This window comes from Serratia sp. JSRIV004 (assembly GCF_019968705.1).
GTDB lineage: Bacteria > Pseudomonadota > Gammaproteobacteria > Enterobacterales > Enterobacteriaceae > Chania > Chania fonticola_B.
This window is the reverse complement of sequence record NZ_CP074140.1, coordinates 4,289,586-4,304,671: the sequence shown is the minus strand read 5'-3', so window position 1 is coordinate 4,304,671 and position 15,086 is coordinate 4,289,586. Positions and strand designations below refer to the sequence as shown.

The window sequence follows — 15,086 nt, the reverse complement described above, 5'->3', positions numbered from 1 at the left end:
ACCTATTTAGGGTGATTATCTACCCCCTCCGATAAGCCTATTTTATCCTTGCCTCTTACCCGAGGTGCGAGACAAACAATAATAAAGTCACACTATAATAATTTTTTACACGCGCGCGTGTTGCCAACTTTGAAGGATAACCCGAATGGCCGAATTGTCGCGACGCAGATTGCTCAGCGGACAATGGCGTCATCAAACTGATGCGATCCGTCCCCCGTGGTCGCGTGAAGCCCCTCTCTTCCTTGCGGGTTGTACCCGGTGCCAGGCCTGCGTTAATGCCTGCGAAACCGGCGTATTGATCAGTGGCAGTGGCGGTTATCCCGAAATCGATTTCCAACGCGCGGAATGTACCTTTTGCCGACAATGCGCAGATGCCTGCGAAGCCCCACTGTTTTACCCACCCCAGCACCAACCCTGGCAACAAGTGGCCTCGTTTTCGGCCGTTTGCCTGGCGATGCAGGGGGTAGAGTGTCGCAGCTGTCAGGACAGTTGTGAAACGCAGGCAATCCGTTTTCGGCCACGGTTAGGCGGCATAGCCCAACCGGCGCTCGAGGCGGCGGCGTGCAATGGTTGTGGTGCCTGCGTTGCCGGTTGCCCGACCTCGGCGATTGCAATAACCCGGAGTGAAAATAATGAGCAGTGAATGGCACGTAAGCGGGTTGATGGTGCAGGCCCGGCCTGACAAATTCCCGGCGCTGATCTCGGCGCTGCTGGCAATCCCTGATACGGAAATTCCGGCACAGGATCAACAGCAGGGCAAACTGGTCGTCGTTATGCAAGCAGCACGCTCCCAGGCGCTGCTGGAAAAAATTGAGTCGGCGCGCAATCTGGAAGGCGTGTTGGCAGTGTCGCTGGTTTATCACCAGCAGGATGAGCAAGGTGAGGTAATGCCATGAAACTCAGTCGTCGAGACTTCATGAAAGCGAACGCTGCCGCGGCTGCTGCCGCAGCTGCCGGGCTGACGATCCCAACGGTCGCCCAGGCCGTGGTCGGCAGCGGTGACGAAATCAAATGGGATAAAGCACCTTGCCGTTTCTGCGGCACCGGGTGTGGCGTTCTGGTCGGCACCCAAAATGGCCGCATCGTGGCTTCGCAGGGCGATCCGGATGCTCCGGTTAACCGGGGCCTGAACTGTATCAAAGGCTACTTCCTGCCCAAGATCATGTACGGCAAGGATCGACTGACACAGCCAATGCTGCGCATGAAGAACGGGCAGTACGACAAAGAAGGTGAGTTTACTCCCATCACTTGGGAAAAAGCCTTCGATGTTATGGAAGAAAAATTCAAAGGGGCACTGAAAGAAAAAGGGCCAGAGGCGGTAGGTATGTTTGGCTCCGGCCAGTGGACGGTATGGGAAGGCTACGCTGCGTCCAAACTGTTCAAAGCGGGCTTGCGTTCCAACAACCTCGATCCAAACGCTCGCCACTGCATGGCTTCTGCTGTGGTCGGCTTTATGCGCACCTTTGGCATGGATGAACCGATGGGCTGCTACGATGATATCGAGCAGGCCGACGCCTTCGTGCTGTGGGGCTCCAATATGGCAGAAATGCACCCGATCCTGTGGTCGCGCATTACCAACCGCCGCCTGGGCAACGATAAGGTCAACGTCTCGGTACTTTCCACCTTTGAACACCGCAGCTTCGAGTTGGCGGATAACGGCATGGTGTTTACCCCGCAGACCGATCTGGCGATCATGAACTACATCGCCAACTACATTATTCAGAACAATGCGGTTGACCAGGATTTCCTCAAGCAGCACGTCAATATCCGCAAAGGGGCGACCGATATCGGTTACGGCCTGCGCCCAACCCACCCGTTGGAGAAAGCGGCCAAGAACCCAGGGAGCGATGCTTCGGAGCCGATGAGCTTCGAAGATTACAAGGCCTTTGTGGCGGAGTACACGCTGGATAAAACCGCTGAGTTAAGCGGTGTGCCGAAAGACCAACTGGAAGCCTTGGCCAAACTGTATGCCGACCCGAATGTGAAAGTCGTCTCTTACTGGACGATGGGCTTCAACCAGCATACCCGCGGCGTCTGGGCCAATAACCTGTGCTACAACCTGCACCTGCTGACCGGCAAGATCTCCAAGCCGGGCTGTGGGCCGTTCTCACTCACTGGCCAGCCTTCTGCCTGTGGTACCGCGCGTGAAGTGGGGACGTTCTCCCACCGCCTGCCAGCGGACATGGTCGTGACCAACGAGAAGCACCGCCAGATTGCCGAACAGAAATGGCAACTGCCAGCTGGCACCATCCCGGAAAAAGTCGGGCTGCATGCGGTTGCGCAGGACCGTGCGTTGAAAGACGGCAAGCTGAACGCCTACTGGGTGATGTGTAACAACAACATGCAGGCCGGGCCAAACATTAACGAAGATCGTATGCCGGGCTGGCGCGATCCGCGCAACTTTATCGTGGTTTCCGATCCGTACCCAACGGTGAGCGCATTGGCCGCCGACCTGATCCTGCCTACTGCGATGTGGGTAGAGAAAGAAGGGGCTTACGGTAACGCCGAGCGCCGTACTCAGTTCTGGCATCAGCAGGTGAAAGCGCCTGGCGAGGCCAAGTCTGACCTGTGGCAGTTGGTGGAATTTGCCAAACGCTTCAAGGTGGAAGAAGTGTGGCCTGCGGAGCTGATTAACCAGAAGCCGGAATACCGGGGTAAAACCTTGTACGACGTCCTGTTCGTTAACGGTGAAGTGAACAAGTACAAGCTGGAAGAGATCCCGGCCGACCAGTTGAACGACGAGTCGCGCGACTTCGGTTTTTACATCCAGAAAGGGCTGTTTGAAGAGTATGCCGGGTTTGGCCGTGGCCATGGTCACGATCTGGCGGCCTTTGATATGTACCATAAGGCGCGCGGTTTACGCTGGCCGGTGGTGGATGGCAAGGAAACCCTGTGGCGTTACCGTGAAGGGACCGATCCTTATGTGAAGGCCGGTGAAAGCGTGCGCTTCTATGGCAAGCCAGACGGCAAAGCCGTGATCTTCGCACTGCCGTTCGAGCCAGCGGCGGAAAGCCCGGATCAGGAGTTCGATCTGTGGTTGTCCACTGGCCGCGTGCTGGAACATTGGCACACCGGTTCGATGACTCGCCGGGTGCCAGAATTGCACAGAGCCTTCCCAGAGGCGGTGCTGTTTATCCATCCGCTGGACGCCAAGAGCCGCAATCTGCGCCGTGGTGACAAGGTGAAGGTAGTGTCACGCCGTGGTGAAGTGGTGAGCATCGTCGAAACCCGTGGCCGTAACCGTGTGCCGAAAGGCCTGGTGTATATGCCGTTCTTTGATGCCGCGCAACTGGTCAATAATCTGACGCTGGACGCTACCGATCCGCTGTCGAAAGAGACCGACTTCAAGAAGTGTGCGGTAAAACTGGAGAAGGTATAAGGCCAACGGAATGAGCCAGCAACGAGATAAAACACCGGCCCGGCGGCGCTTCCTGCGGGATGCTGCGCGCAGCGTGGCCGGGTTGGCAGGGATAGGCGTACTGCTGGGGTTGCAACAAAAGCAGTCTCAGGCACGTGATGGCCTGGCCCTGCGGCCGCCGGGAGCACTGGCCGAAGGGGCGTTTGATAGCGCCTGCATTCGCTGCGGTCAGTGTGTGCAAGCCTGCCCGTACCAGACGCTGAAACTGGCGACGCTGCTGTCGCCGAGAGCGGCGGGAACGCCGTACTTTGTGGCGCGGGATATCCCTTGCGAGATGTGTGAAGACATCCCGTGTGTGGTGGCCTGCCCGAGCGGTGCGCTGGATCCGAACCTGACGGAGATCGATCAGGCGCGGATGGGGCTGGCGGTGTTGCTGGATCATGAAAACTGTCTGAATTGGCAAGGGCTGCGTTGCGATGTGTGTTACCGCGTTTGCCCGCAGATCGACAAGGCCATCACCTTGGATCTGCAACACAACGAGCGTACCGGCAAGCACGCCATGTTTCTGCCGACGGTTCACAGCCAGGATTGTACCGGCTGTGGTAAGTGTGAGCAGGCTTGTGTACTTGAGCAGGCGGCGATCAAGGTGTTACCGATGGAACTGGCGCGTGGCCAATTGGGTGAACACTATCGCTGGGGCTGGCAGGAAAAGCAGCGTGCAGGGCATTCACTGGTGCCGGAAGGCCTCACATTGCCGGCACGCGGCGTAAAGGGAGGTGAATGATGGCTAATCCAGTCGCTGAAGCGGGGCGTGATGCCCGTTCGCGCCATGGCTGGTTGCGTAGCAACCGCTTCCTGATCCTGCGCCGTTGTAGCCAACTGTTGATCTTGTTGATGTTTCTCTCCGGGCCGCTGTGGGGCATCTGGATCCTGCGTGGCAATTACAGCGCCAGCCTATTGGCGGAGACGGTACCGTTAACGGATCCGTTGATGATGCTGCAAAGCCTGTTGGCCGGGCATTGGCCAGCTTGGTTGGTGTGGGTAGGCGCGGTAGTGGTGCTGATCTACGGCCTGATCGGTAATCGGGTGTTTTGCGGCTGGGTTTGCCCGGTCAACCCGGTGACCGATCTGGCGGCCTGGCTGCGGCGCAAGTTAGGTTTGCGTCAATCGGCCAGCCTGCCTCGTTCCCTGCGCTATGGCATCTTGCTTGTCGTACTGGTTGGCAGTGCCGTGAGTGGCACGCTGATCTGGGAATGGATTAATCCGGTGGCCCTGATGGGGCGCGGGCTGATCCATGGCAGCAGTGGGGAAGGGGTATTAGCCTGGCTGAAAGGGCTGGGTGCCGCATTTGGTGCTGGCATCTGGCTGATTGTGGCGCTGTTCCTGTTCGACCTGCTGGTGGTCGAACACGGCTGGTGTGGCCATCTTTGCCCAATGGGAGCGCTGTATGGCGCCATTGGTAGCCAGGGTGTGGTGCAGATCAGCGCGGAGCATCGTGATAACTGTACCCGCTGCATGGATTGTTTTCATGTTTGCCCAGAACCGCAGATCCTGCGTGAGCCGTTATTAGTTAAAAAAGGCACACCACGGGTTGCCAGTGATGCCTGTATTGCCTGCGGACGTTGTATCGACGTTTGTGCAGAAAACGTATTCGAAATTAAGAGCAAATTTCATTATTCGGGAGCCAAAAAATGACCAGCAATGTCCTGAAAAAGCAGCTTTCCCTGTGGGGCGCGCTGTTAACACTGGTAGTTGCCAGTGCCGCGTTTGCCGCCAGTGATGTCGATCTCAAGCAATCGCCAGAGGTTTCCGGCACGGCTGAAGGGCAGATCAAAATGCCCAAGCAGCAGGAAAAGATGGCGCTAAACTATGTCAACCAGCCGCCGATGATCCCACACAGCGTCGACGGCTACCAGATTAGCAAAAACACTAACCGCTGCTTGCAGTGCCACGGCGTGGAGCACTATCGCACCACCGGAGCACCGCGTATCAGCCCGACACACTTTATGGACAGCGATGGCAAGGTGCTGGGGGAAGTCGCTCCACGTCGTTATTTCTGTCTGCAATGCCACGTACCACAAACCGATGCGGCACCAATCATCGGCAATGATTTCAAGCCTATGCAGGGCTTTGGGCACTAAGCGGGGGAGCTATGGCCGAACGTAATACCACAACATCCGAGAAAAAGGCCGGACCGATCCGTCGTCTATGGCGCTGGTGGCGCAGGCCGAGCAGGCTGGCCCTGGGGACTTTGCTGCTGTTGGGCTTTGTCGCCGGGATCGTTTTCTGGGGCGGTTTCAACACCGGTATGGAAGCGGCCAACACCGAAAAATTCTGTATTAGCTGCCACGAGATGCGTGAAAACGTCTACGAAGAGTATATGGAGACGGTGCATTACAACAACCGCAGTGGCGTCCGTGCCACCTGCCCGGATTGCCACGTCCCGCATGAGTGGGGGCCGAAGATGCTGCGTAAGCTGAAGGCCAGCAAAGAGTTGTACGCCAAGGTGTTTGGCATCATCGACACGCCGCAGAAGTTCGAGGAGCATCGTCTGACCATGGCCAGCAACGAATGGGCGCGTATGAAAGCCAATAACTCGCAGGAGTGCCGTAACTGCCACAACTTCGAGTATATGGATTTCACCGCGCAGAAAACCGTGGCGGCCAAGATGCATGACAAAGCCATCACCGAAGGCAAAACCTGTATCGATTGCCATAAAGGGATCGCACATAAACTGCCGGACATGCACGGAGTCCCTACCGGATTCTAACTCTGGTAGATATCAACCCCGCAGCGCTGCAAGGCCTGCGGGGTTTTTTTCAATATGATGAGGTGTCGGATTATTCGCTACCCCGCCCTTCCGTGATCAAATGATGAGTGTTTGTTTCAGAGTCAGCACAACAGGACTGGATATCATCATTTACCCCAATTACATATATTATTTTTATCCAAGTAGGTGCTTGGGTTGGAAAACCAAACGACACACTGACTGAAGAGGATTGATAATATGGACGCTCATGAGTTTATTACTGATGCACGTATGCATGGTTGGGATAAAGAGGATAAGAGTAGCATTTATTCGATGCTGAGTTTTGAAGTTAATCCCAATGTGACAGAGGCCGATAAAAAAATAAAAGTTGGTATCTATTTGTTTAATGCCAGCTTTGATTCCGTAGCCGTCAGGGAGGCTATCGGCAATGAGAATTTTTCGGGATTTGCTAGCGGCTTTTATAACTGTTTTAATCAAGCGGCCTTAAATAGTGTCAGTACGGGGTATGCTCAAGTCGGTGGTGATACCGTCGGAGAGGTATTGGCACGGCAGCAGGAACTGATCGCTGCATATCAGGATATGATCGATAAAGGGATCTTGACGCCCAATTCAATGATGTTACCCGCTAATGGAGGGCAATTTACCAGTGCATGGCTCGGTGTTGATTTCTATGATGACGAGGGTAACGTGACCAGTGGAACAAGTTTCCAGTTGGATGCCATTCCTAAACCGTAAATAAGCCAGGTTATTCTCAGGTTTTACAGCTGTCTTTTTGATAAAAACCTTTTGTTGTGAAATGAGAGGTTTTTATCTCATTGGTATATTTCAGCTGTGTGGCATTGGCTAGCCACTGTAATATCATCTTGCTGAAGTTTTAGTCGCCCCAAGCCCCCATTTCTGTTCAGCCTGCGGTTTTTTGTTGCAAATCCGCCGTGGCTGCGCTTTGCTAGTGGCCAAAGGTTGTGGTGCGTTGGCTAACGGAAGAGGGAATATGTCGTCAAAAATAGAAAATATCAGAAAGCAGCTGTTATCGGACAACTGGTACGTATTGAATAAATACACCTTTGAGTTAAAACGTAAAAACGGCGGAACCATCGAACAGGTGCGCGAGGTCTATGACCGCGGTAACGGGGCGACCATTTTGCTGTATAACCGGGCCAAGGGCACCGTGGTGCTGACCAACCAATTCCGTATGCCAACCTACGTCAACGGCAATGCCACAGGCATGTTGTTGGAAGCCTGCGCCGGGCTGCTGGATGACGATCAGCCCGAACAGTGCGCTCGCCGTGAAGCGGTAGAAGAAACCGGTTTTCAGGTTTCGAAGGTGCAAAAGATCTTTGAGGCCTACATGTCACCGGGCGGCGTGACGGAAATACTCCACTTCTTTATTGCTGAGTACCAGGATAACGAACGCCAAACCAGCGGGGGTGGCATTGAGGATGAAGATATTGAAGTGGTGGAATTGCCCTTTGGTGAGGCAATCGCGATGATCGCCGATGGTCGCATTAAGGATGGTAAAACCATCATGCTGTTGCAGTATTTGCAGATCCACCGGGTGATGGAGTAGTTTCCCTCACCCCAACCCTCTCCCACAGGGAGAGGGAGCTGTTAGCCCCTACTCGTTTGAAAATAAAGAAGTCATTTTAGCTAGCGTGATCGCCCTTAGCCAAAGTGAGTCACTACATTTAAAACACACTCGATCGGTCCCCTCTCCCACAGGGAGAGGGAGCTGTTAGCCCCTACTCGTTTGAAAATAAAGAAGTCATTTTAGCTGGCTTGATCGCCTTTGGCCAAAGTGAGTCACTGCATTTAAAACACACTCGATCGGTCCTGAAAATAAAGCAGTCATTTTAGCTAGCTTGATCGTCCTTAGCCAAAGTGAGTCACTATCTTTAAAACACACTCGATCGGTCCTGAAAATAAAGCAGTCATTTTAGCTAGCTTGATCGTCTTTAGCCAAAGTGAGTCACTATCTTTAAAACACACTCGATCGGTCCCCTCTCCCTGTGGGAGAGGGTTAGGGTGAGGGGCAATTGCTTTGCCGATCTCACTTTTCTATCATCGTCTTACAGCTGTGCGATCAGCATGTCTTCCAGCTTCTGCTGGTCGATGGCAAACAGGCGAATGCCTTCGGCCAATTTCTCGACCGCCATGGCATCCTGGTTATGCAGCCAGCGGAACTCCGCCTCGGCCAGTGGTGCTGGCTGATAAAACCCTTCGGTAGACGGCGTCAGTTTACGTTCGATAGGCTGATTGCTTTGCTTCAACTCTTCCAACAGGTTTGGCGCAATGGTCAAACGGTCACAACCCGCCAACGCCAGGATCTGCTCAACCTTACGGAAGCTGGCGCCCATGATCACGGTCTGATAGCGGTGCTGTTTATAGTATTCATAAATGGTACGAACGGACTTCACGCCCGGATCCTGCTCGGCATCGTAATCGGTCATCGGCTGTCTGGCCTGATACCAGTCGTAGATACGGCCAACGAACGGCGAAATCAGATAGACACCGGCTTCGGCACAGGCACGGGCCTGAGCAAAGGAGAACAGTAGCGTCAGGTTGGTGTTGATGCCTTCTTTTTCCAGCTCTTCGGCCGCCTTGATCCCTTCCCAGGTGGCTGCCAGCTTGATCAGAATGCGGGATTTATCGATCCCCTGGTTTTGATACATGCCGATCAGCTTGCGTGCTTTGGCCACGCACATACCGCGATCGAAGGATAGACGGGCATCCACCTCGGTGGAGATTCGCCCTGGTACGCTTTTTAGAATTTCGACCCCAATATTCACCGCCAGTCTGTCACTGGCGTTAATCAGTTGGGTTTCTTTGCTGCCGCCTTGCTGGCGGGCGTACTCCAGCGCTTCGGTGATCAGCGACTTATACTGCGGCAGCGCCGCGGCCTTGAGGATCAACGAAGGGTTGGTGGTGGCATCCTGCGGTTCGAACTGGCGGATGGATTCGATATCACCGCTGTCGGCAACAACCACGGTCAACTGTTTGAGTGCGTCTAACTGGTTCATTTATAAGCTCCTTGCCCAAAGTCATAACAGTAAATGAGAACGTATTTCATTATGGTTAACACCATGCATCATATGGCTGATGAATGAAATACGCTTTTTCTGATTGTTGCGATGGATAGAAACAATGGGGGCAGAAATACCACATGGGCCCCCCAAGCCGTGACCCTCTGTCGACGTTGGTTCAGCGTTGGCCAACAACCTGTTCGTAATAGCCGATCCTTGCCACCTTAGGCGCCGATCCCCCTCCTTCAAATTCAGAGCTCAACCAGGCTTCGACGATCGATTTTGCCAGTTCCGGGCCAATGACGCGTGCGCCAAGCGTGATGATTTGTGCATCGTTGCTTTTACGTGCGCGCTGTGCCGAATAGGTATCATGGCACTGTGCTGCGCGGATCCCCGGGACCTTGTTGGCCACAATGCTCATGCCAATACCGGTGCCACACAGCAAAATGCCACGTTGGTGTTTCCCATCCTTAATGCCTTGCGCCACCTGAAAGGCGATATCGGGATAGCCGATGGGGGGCGTATCGCTTCCCGGTGAGTAGTCGGTAACCTGAATATCGCGCTGTTGCAGAAACGCAACGATCACATTCTTCAGTTCAATGGCGGCATCATCGGCGCCAATCGCAATAGGCTGCATAACACATCTCCTGTTGATCAAGGGTAAGGCTGACGATCCCCGCTGGCGCGTCATGGCGAATACCATAACCATGATTTATCAAATGTTCAATTGATGTTCATTTGTTTTTATTTTGACTAAGGGATTATGGCTGATAAAGGTGATCAACATCACGAATAAATCGACTTTAAGGCCTATTAGGTGACTTTAAGGGGGCTTCTTGAGCAGGATCACAATTTCAAAGGTTGGTGGTGGGCAAACATGTTGAGAGTATGTAGTGTTTATTTGTTCTTTGCGTGTACTTATGATCATAAAAATAAACCCTACCCGAGGATAGAACTATGTGTCAGAACTGTGTAACAGCGGCAACCATGGCCGAAGGCATTCCTGAAACCATGAAAGCGGTGGTGGCTTATGCCCCGCAGGATTACCGCCTGGAGCTTGTGGAGGTACCGAAAATTGGCCCGCACGAGATCCTGGTGAAAGTTGAAGCCTGTGGCATCTGCGCCGGTGATGTTAAAGCGTTTGAAGGAGCGGCCAGTTTTTGGGGGGATGAAAAACAGCCGGCTTACATCAAAGCGCCGATGATCCCAGGCCACGAATTTATCGGCCACGTGGTGGGCTATGGGGAGGGCGTTGAAGGATTCAAGTTGGGCGATCGGGTGATTTCAGAACAGATCGTTCCCTGCTGGCAATGCCGTTTCTGTAACCGGGGCCAGTATTGGATGTGTGAGAAACACGATCTGTACGGCTTCCAGAATAACGTTAATGGCGGCATGGCGGAATACATGAAGTTCACCAAAGAGGCCATCAACTATCACGTTCCTGCGGATATGCCGATCGAAGACGCCATTCTGATCGAACCCTATGCCTGTTCTTTCCATGCGGTACAGCGCGCCAACATCAAGCTGGGGGACGTGGTGGTGCTGGCCGGGGCCGGAACGCTGGGCTTGGGGATGATCGGTGCGATTAAAAAATCCGGTCCATCGAAGCTGGTGGTGCTCGACCTGTCAGACGAACGCCTGGCGCTGGCGAAAGAATTTGGTGCTGACGTTGTGCTGAACCCACTGCGCGATGATGTGATGGCGATCGTTAAGGACATGACCGAAGGCTACGGCTGCGATATCTACATTGAAGCCACCGGCGCGCAGCAATCTGTCGAACAGGGGCTGATGCTGATCCGTAAGTTGGGCACCTTTGTCGAGTTCTCGGTATTTAAAGATCCGGTGACCGTCGATTGGAGCATTATCAGCGATCGCAAGGAACTGGACGTATTGGGATCGCACCTAGGCCCTTATTGTTATCCGTTGGTGATTGAAGGGATACGCAATGGCGATCTGCCCACCAAAGGCGTCGTCACCCAAACGTTGCCGCTCGAGCAGTTTGCTGAAGGCTTCGCCATGATGAAACGGGGCATCGGCTCAATCAAAGTGGTGCTCAACCCAAATCTGTAATGCCTGCATCATTCTTCGGGTGCGGGCTAGCCTGCACCTCCACAATTCAATGTGCTGGGGTGTTTTATGCTGAATGGACTGATTCATCGCATTGGTCTGTCACCAAAATTAATGCTCGGTTATGCCGGTGTGTTGGTCTTTATGATGGGGGAGGGGCTGGAACAAGGCTGGCTTTCACCTTATTTGATCGGCAAAGGCTTAACCATTCAGGAATCTGCGCTGCTGTTTAGCGTTTACGGTTTTGCTGCGGCAATCTCCGCCTGGTTTTCCGGCGTTTTGGCAGAAATCTTTACCGCTCGCCGCGTCATGCTGGCTGGATTGTTACTATTCCTGCTGGGCTCGGTGTGTTTTCTGGTGTGGGGATTACCCAGTAATAACTTGTCGGTGATGATACCGACCTATGCGCTGCGCGGGCTGGGCTATCCCCTGTTTGCCTATGGTTTTCTGGTATGGGTCGCCTATGAGGCACCGCCGGAAAGGCTGGGTTCCGCCGTGGGGATTTTCTGGTTTGTCTATAGCGGTGGGTTGAGCGTACTGGGCGTGCTCTATTCCAGCATCATGCTGCCGTTCCTGGGGGAAATTCACACCTTATGGAGCGCATTAATCTTTGTGGTGCTCGGGGCGATGATCGCACTGATGCTTAACCGCACTCCTGGCCATAGCGACGTGGGGGACAGGCAAAAAGCCTCCCTCAGCTATGTGCTAAAGGGGATCACCATTGCGTTTGAGAACCCGAAAATCGGCCTGGGTGGCATTGTCCGCACCATCAATACCTCTGCGGCGTATGGCTTCGTGGTGTTTATGCCGATGTACATGATGGATATCGGGTTTAGCCGCACTGACTGGCTACAGATGTATGCGGCACTGTGGACGGTGAACATTATCTTCAACCTGATCTTTGGGGTGATCAGCGACGGCTTGGGCTGGCGTAACGTCGTCATGTGGTTCGGTTGCGTCGGCTGCGCTATCACCACGCTGATGTTCTATTACGTGCCTTACTTCCTCGGCCCCAATTATCTGCTGACCGTCGTGGCCGCCGGGCTATTCGGTGCTTGCCTGGCGGCCTTCGTGCCTCTTTCGGCCATTATGCCAACGTTGGCCCCGGAGAATAAAGGTGCCGCCATGTCGATCCTGAATCTTGGCGCGGGGTTGAGCACTTTCGTTGGCCCGGCAGTGGTAGGGTTATTTATCGGCAGCTTGGGGAGCAGCGGGGTGATTTGGATTTTCACCGGCCTGTATTTGTTCAGCGGCGTCTTGATGAAATATGTCACCTTGCCTAAAGCCGTGCCTGCCGCCGTGGAAGAAAATCATCACAGCTTGGCGTAACTAACCGTTTGAGGGAGTTTTCTATGATTACTGGTCAAAGCAAGGGAGCCTTGCAAGGGAAAGTGGCGTTGATAACCGGCGGCGCGGCGGGAATAGGTCTGGCTATTGCCAAATGCTATCTGCAAAACGGCGCGCAGGTCGTACTGTTGGATCGTGCTCCACAGGTGGTGCAGACTGCTCAGCAGCTGGATCAGCGACAGGCGTTAGGCATCGTGATGGACGTCACCGACAAAGCCTCGGTAGAACAGGCGGTTGCGCAGGCCAATGCCCATTTCGGGCGGCTGGATGTGCTGGTCAATAGTGCCGGGATCGTCGCGCTGTATCCGGCGGAAGAACTGCCCGAAGACGCTTGGGATAACACCATGGCGGTGAACCTGAAAGGGGTGTTTCTTACCAGCCAGGTCGTGGGCCACTATCTGATCCGTCAGGGCAGTGGCAGCATTATCAACCTGGCCTCGCAGGCCGGCGTGGTCGCCTTGCCCAATCATCTGGCTTACTGCGCCAGCAAAGCCGGCGTAATTGGCTTGACCCAGGTTCTGGCACTGGAATGGGGGCCGCACAACGTGCGGGTAAACGCCATTTCGCCCACGGTGGTGCTGACCGAGTTGGGGCGCAAAGCATGGTCTGGCGAGGTTGCAGAACAAATGAAGCAGAAAATCCCCCTGAGGCGCTTTGCCGAACCCGAGGATATTGCCGCCAGCGCGCTGTTCCTGGCGAGCGATGCGGCCAGCATGATCACCGGCAGCAATCTGGTGGTTGACGGCGGTTACACCATTCAATAACTCGATACTCAGGCAAAAGAGAGGCCATGATGAACAGAATCATTAACGATCCCGATCGCGTCGTGGAAGATGCCATTCAGGGCTATCTGAAGGCTCATCCGGAATATTTCACCGCGACCGATAATGCACGAGTCCTCAAATACCCTGCCGCACCGATCAAAGGCAAGGTGGGTATTGTTACCGGTGGGGGCTCGGGGCATGAGCCTGCGTTTCTGGGCTATGTTGGCAAGAACATGCTCGATGCTGTGGCCATCGGTGAGATTTTCTCTTCGCCAACGGCGGGGGCATTTCTGGATGCGTTCAAGGCAGCGGACAGCGGGGCGGGGGTCGCCTGCCTGTATGGCAACTATGCTGGCGATAATATGAACGTCAAAATGGCGATGAAGAAGGCCAGCGCCGCCGGTATCACGGTAAAAACCGTGGTGGCAAATGATGATGTTGCTTCTGCGCCCGCCAGTGAAATTGAAAAACGTCGTGGCGTTGCCGGTGAGATTCTGATGTGGAAAATCGGGGCTGCTGCCGCAGCGCTGGGTGACGATCTTGACGGGGTGATCGCTGCTGCGCAAAAGGCGATTGGCAATTGCCGCTCGATCGGCGTCGGGCTCAGTTCTTGCACCATCCCGGCGGTAGGTAAGCCCAACTTCCATATCGCCGATGGCCACATGGAGATCGGGATTGGGCATCACGGTGAGCCTGGGATTGAGGTATCACCGATCCAGTCGGCGTCCGCGATGGCTGGCACCATGCTCGACTTTGTGCTCAATGATATGCCGTTGAACAAGGGGCAGGAAGTTGCCCTGTTGATTTCCGGCCTGGGGGCCACGCCGGTGATGGAGCTCTACATCTATTATGCCGAGCTTGAAAAGCGGCTGACGGAGCGCGGTATCAAGGTTCACCGTCGCTATGTGGGTAACTATTTTACCTCGCTGGAAATGATGGGGGTGACGTTAACCTTGATGAAGCTCGACGACCAATTGAAAACGTTGCTCGATATGCCCGCTCATTCATTGGGCCTAACTCAGGTGGAGTGAATCATGACCACACAAATTTCTACGCAGTATGGCAATGAGATCGTCGCGGCGCTGATTGGCGTGATTGTCAGCAATCGCGAGTATCTCAGTGAAATAGATGGTGCGATTGGCGACGGCGATCACGGCATTAATATGTCAAAAGGCTTCACCTTATGTGGTGAGGCCATCAAGGGCCAAAAACTGACGTTGGCGCAGGCTTTTGACGCGGTAGCGGACGCGCTGATGGAAGGGATTGGTGGCTCGATGGGGCCGCTGTATGGCAGCCTGTTCATGGGCATGGCCGACAGCGTGCGTGATAAAATGGCGCTGGATAAACAGGTTTTTCTAGCCATGTTGCGCAATGGGCTCACTGAACTGCAGGACATCAGCAGCGCTGGCGTAGGCGACAAGTGCCTGATGGATACGCTGATCCCTGCTATCGAAGGGTTTGAGCAGGCGGTTCGGCGTGGCGATAGCTTCAGTGAGTCGCTGGAGCAGTTGAAACGGGCTGCCGTTGCCGGGCGTGATTCAACCCGCGATCTGGTTGCCAAGATTGGTCGCGCGAGCCGATTGGGGGAACGTTCGCGCGGCGTGCTGGATGCCGGTGCGGTATCCTGTTGTCTACTTTTATGCCAACTGGCTGATGCGGTGGAACAACGCTTGAATACCGTTGCCGCCTGAACAGGTTATACTAGCGGGCAATGCGATAAGATGGGTTCGGCATGCTGAACCCATCTTCTATTGAAAAAG

Annotated in this window: 16 protein-coding genes; 14 read left to right on the top strand and 2 right to left on the bottom strand. The window is 54.4% G+C overall.

What is annotated here, in order from left to right; all coding sequences use genetic code 11:
• Nucleotides 1-145: 145 nt before the first annotated feature.
• From napF to nudK, 9 genes are all read left to right on the top strand, one after another.
• Nucleotides 146-643 (top strand): ferredoxin-type protein NapF, encoded by a 498-nt coding sequence (gene napF / locus KGP21_RS20570; protein WP_021807093.1) that lies wholly within the window; start codon nt 146-148, stop codon nt 641-643.
• Nucleotides 630-896 (top strand): chaperone NapD, encoded by a 267-nt coding sequence (gene napD / locus KGP21_RS20565; protein ID WP_166735081.1) that lies wholly within the window; start codon nt 630-632, stop codon nt 894-896. Before napF ends, napD begins: the two co-directional genes overlap by 14 nt.
• Nucleotides 893-3,379 (top strand): nitrate reductase catalytic subunit NapA, encoded by a 2,487-nt coding sequence (napA, locus tag KGP21_RS20560; protein ID WP_024527084.1) that lies wholly within the window; start codon nt 893-895, stop codon nt 3,377-3,379. The genes napD and napA overlap by 4 nt, the downstream gene beginning before the upstream one ends.
• A gap of 10 nt (nt 3,380-3,389) precedes the next feature.
• Nucleotides 3,390-4,142 carry a ferredoxin-type protein NapG gene (napG, locus tag KGP21_RS20555; RefSeq protein ID WP_223536146.1) on the top strand — a complete coding sequence of 251 codons (753 nt, stop codon included), beginning with the start codon at nt 3,390-3,392 and terminating at the stop codon, nt 4,140-4,142.
• Nucleotides 4,142-5,053, top strand: coding sequence for a quinol dehydrogenase ferredoxin subunit NapH (napH, locus tag KGP21_RS20550; protein ID WP_094982733.1), 912 nt, complete (start codon nt 4,142-4,144; stop codon nt 5,051-5,053). Before napG ends, napH begins: the two co-directional genes overlap by 1 nt.
• Nucleotides 5,050-5,499 carry a nitrate reductase cytochrome c-type subunit gene (gene napB, locus KGP21_RS20545; RefSeq protein ID WP_021178725.1) on the top strand — a complete coding sequence of 150 codons (450 nt, stop codon included), beginning with the start codon at nt 5,050-5,052 and terminating at the stop codon, nt 5,497-5,499. The genes napH and napB overlap by 4 nt, the downstream gene beginning before the upstream one ends.
• Before the next feature lie 11 nt (nt 5,500-5,510).
• Nucleotides 5,511-6,128 (top strand): cytochrome c-type protein NapC, encoded by a 618-nt coding sequence (napC, locus tag KGP21_RS20540; RefSeq protein WP_021178724.1) that lies wholly within the window; start codon nt 5,511-5,513, stop codon nt 6,126-6,128.
• Between the two features lie 237 nt (nt 6,129-6,365).
• Complete coding sequence (locus KGP21_RS20535) at nt 6,366-6,863, top strand: hypothetical protein (RefSeq protein ID WP_059201465.1); 498 nt, start codon at nt 6,366-6,368, stop codon at nt 6,861-6,863.
• 256 nt (nt 6,864-7,119) lie between these two features.
• The gene (gene nudK / locus KGP21_RS20530) at nt 7,120-7,695 is read left to right on the top strand and encodes a GDP-mannose pyrophosphatase NudK (RefSeq protein ID WP_037376378.1); all 576 of its coding nucleotides are present in this window, start codon (nt 7,120-7,122) and stop codon (nt 7,693-7,695) included.
• Nucleotides 7,696-8,194: 499 nt separating this feature from the next.
• Here nudK and tal read toward each other — a convergent pair whose 3' ends face one another.
• The gene (tal, locus tag KGP21_RS20525; protein ID WP_021807088.1) at nt 8,195-9,145 is read right to left on the bottom strand and encodes a transaldolase; all 951 of its coding nucleotides are present in this window, start codon (nt 9,143-9,145) and stop codon (nt 8,195-8,197) included.
• Nucleotides 9,146-9,326: 181 nt separating this feature from the next.
• Nucleotides 9,327-9,785 carry a ribose 5-phosphate isomerase B gene (gene rpiB, locus KGP21_RS20520; protein WP_021178721.1) on the bottom strand — a complete coding sequence of 153 codons (459 nt, stop codon included), beginning with the start codon at nt 9,783-9,785 and terminating at the stop codon, nt 9,327-9,329.
• A gap of 320 nt (nt 9,786-10,105) precedes the next feature.
• On the opposite strand from rpiB, the gene KGP21_RS20515 reads away from it, so the two are divergent.
• From KGP21_RS20515 to dhaL, 5 genes are all read left to right on the top strand, one after another.
• Nucleotides 10,106-11,218 carry an alcohol dehydrogenase catalytic domain-containing protein gene (locus tag KGP21_RS20515; protein WP_021807087.1) on the top strand — a complete coding sequence of 371 codons (1,113 nt, stop codon included), beginning with the start codon at nt 10,106-10,108 and terminating at the stop codon, nt 11,216-11,218.
• Between the two features lie 66 nt (nt 11,219-11,284).
• Nucleotides 11,285-12,544, top strand: a complete 1,260-nt coding sequence (locus KGP21_RS20510) for an MFS transporter (protein WP_021178719.1) — start codon at nt 11,285-11,287, stop codon at nt 12,542-12,544.
• A gap of 23 nt (nt 12,545-12,567) precedes the next feature.
• Nucleotides 12,568-13,326 carry an SDR family oxidoreductase gene (locus KGP21_RS20505; RefSeq protein ID WP_209524016.1) on the top strand — a complete coding sequence of 253 codons (759 nt, stop codon included), beginning with the start codon at nt 12,568-12,570 and terminating at the stop codon, nt 13,324-13,326.
• Between the two features lie 29 nt (nt 13,327-13,355).
• Nucleotides 13,356-14,357: a dihydroxyacetone kinase subunit DhaK gene (locus KGP21_RS20500; RefSeq protein WP_223538541.1), complete on the top strand. Its 1,002-nt coding sequence runs from the start codon at nt 13,356-13,358 to the stop codon at nt 14,355-14,357.
• A 3-nt stretch (nt 14,358-14,360) separates the two neighbouring features.
• The gene (gene dhaL, locus KGP21_RS20495) at nt 14,361-15,017 is read left to right on the top strand and encodes a dihydroxyacetone kinase subunit DhaL (protein ID WP_059201461.1); all 657 of its coding nucleotides are present in this window, start codon (nt 14,361-14,363) and stop codon (nt 15,015-15,017) included.
• Nucleotides 15,018-15,086: the final 69 nt, after the last annotated feature.

What these genes read in the sequence shown, in the direction of transcription:
- napC (WP_021178724.1), top strand. Translation starts at nt 5,511, where the DNA reads ATGGCCGAACGTAATACCACAACATCCGAGAAAAAGGCCGGACCGATC.
- KGP21_RS20535 (WP_059201465.1), top strand. Translation starts at nt 6,366, where the DNA reads ATGGACGCTCATGAGTTTATTACTGATGCACGTATGCATGGTTGGGAT.
- dhaL (WP_059201461.1), top strand. Translation starts at nt 14,361, where the DNA reads ATGACCACACAAATTTCTACGCAGTATGGCAATGAGATCGTCGCGGCG.
- napF (WP_021807093.1), top strand. Translation starts at nt 146, where the DNA reads ATGGCCGAATTGTCGCGACGCAGATTGCTCAGCGGACAATGGCGTCAT.
- nudK (WP_037376378.1), top strand. Translation starts at nt 7,120, where the DNA reads ATGTCGTCAAAAATAGAAAATATCAGAAAGCAGCTGTTATCGGACAAC.
- KGP21_RS20510 (WP_021178719.1), top strand. Translation starts at nt 11,285, where the DNA reads ATGCTGAATGGACTGATTCATCGCATTGGTCTGTCACCAAAATTAATG.
- napA (WP_024527084.1), top strand. Translation starts at nt 893, where the DNA reads ATGAAACTCAGTCGTCGAGACTTCATGAAAGCGAACGCTGCCGCGGCT.
- KGP21_RS20505 (WP_209524016.1), top strand. Translation starts at nt 12,568, where the DNA reads ATGATTACTGGTCAAAGCAAGGGAGCCTTGCAAGGGAAAGTGGCGTTG.
- napH (WP_094982733.1), top strand. Translation starts at nt 4,142, where the DNA reads ATGGCTAATCCAGTCGCTGAAGCGGGGCGTGATGCCCGTTCGCGCCAT.
- napG (WP_223536146.1), top strand. Translation starts at nt 3,390, where the DNA reads ATGAGCCAGCAACGAGATAAAACACCGGCCCGGCGGCGCTTCCTGCGG.
- KGP21_RS20500 (WP_223538541.1), top strand. Translation starts at nt 13,356, where the DNA reads ATGAACAGAATCATTAACGATCCCGATCGCGTCGTGGAAGATGCCATT.
- KGP21_RS20515 (WP_021807087.1), top strand. Translation starts at nt 10,106, where the DNA reads ATGTGTCAGAACTGTGTAACAGCGGCAACCATGGCCGAAGGCATTCCT.
- tal (WP_021807088.1), bottom strand. Translation starts at nt 9,145, where the DNA reads ATGAACCAGTTAGACGCACTCAAACAGTTGACCGTGGTTGTTGCCGAC.
- napB (WP_021178725.1), top strand. Translation starts at nt 5,050, where the DNA reads ATGACCAGCAATGTCCTGAAAAAGCAGCTTTCCCTGTGGGGCGCGCTG.
- rpiB (WP_021178721.1), bottom strand. Translation starts at nt 9,785, where the DNA reads ATGCAGCCTATTGCGATTGGCGCCGATGATGCCGCCATTGAACTGAAG.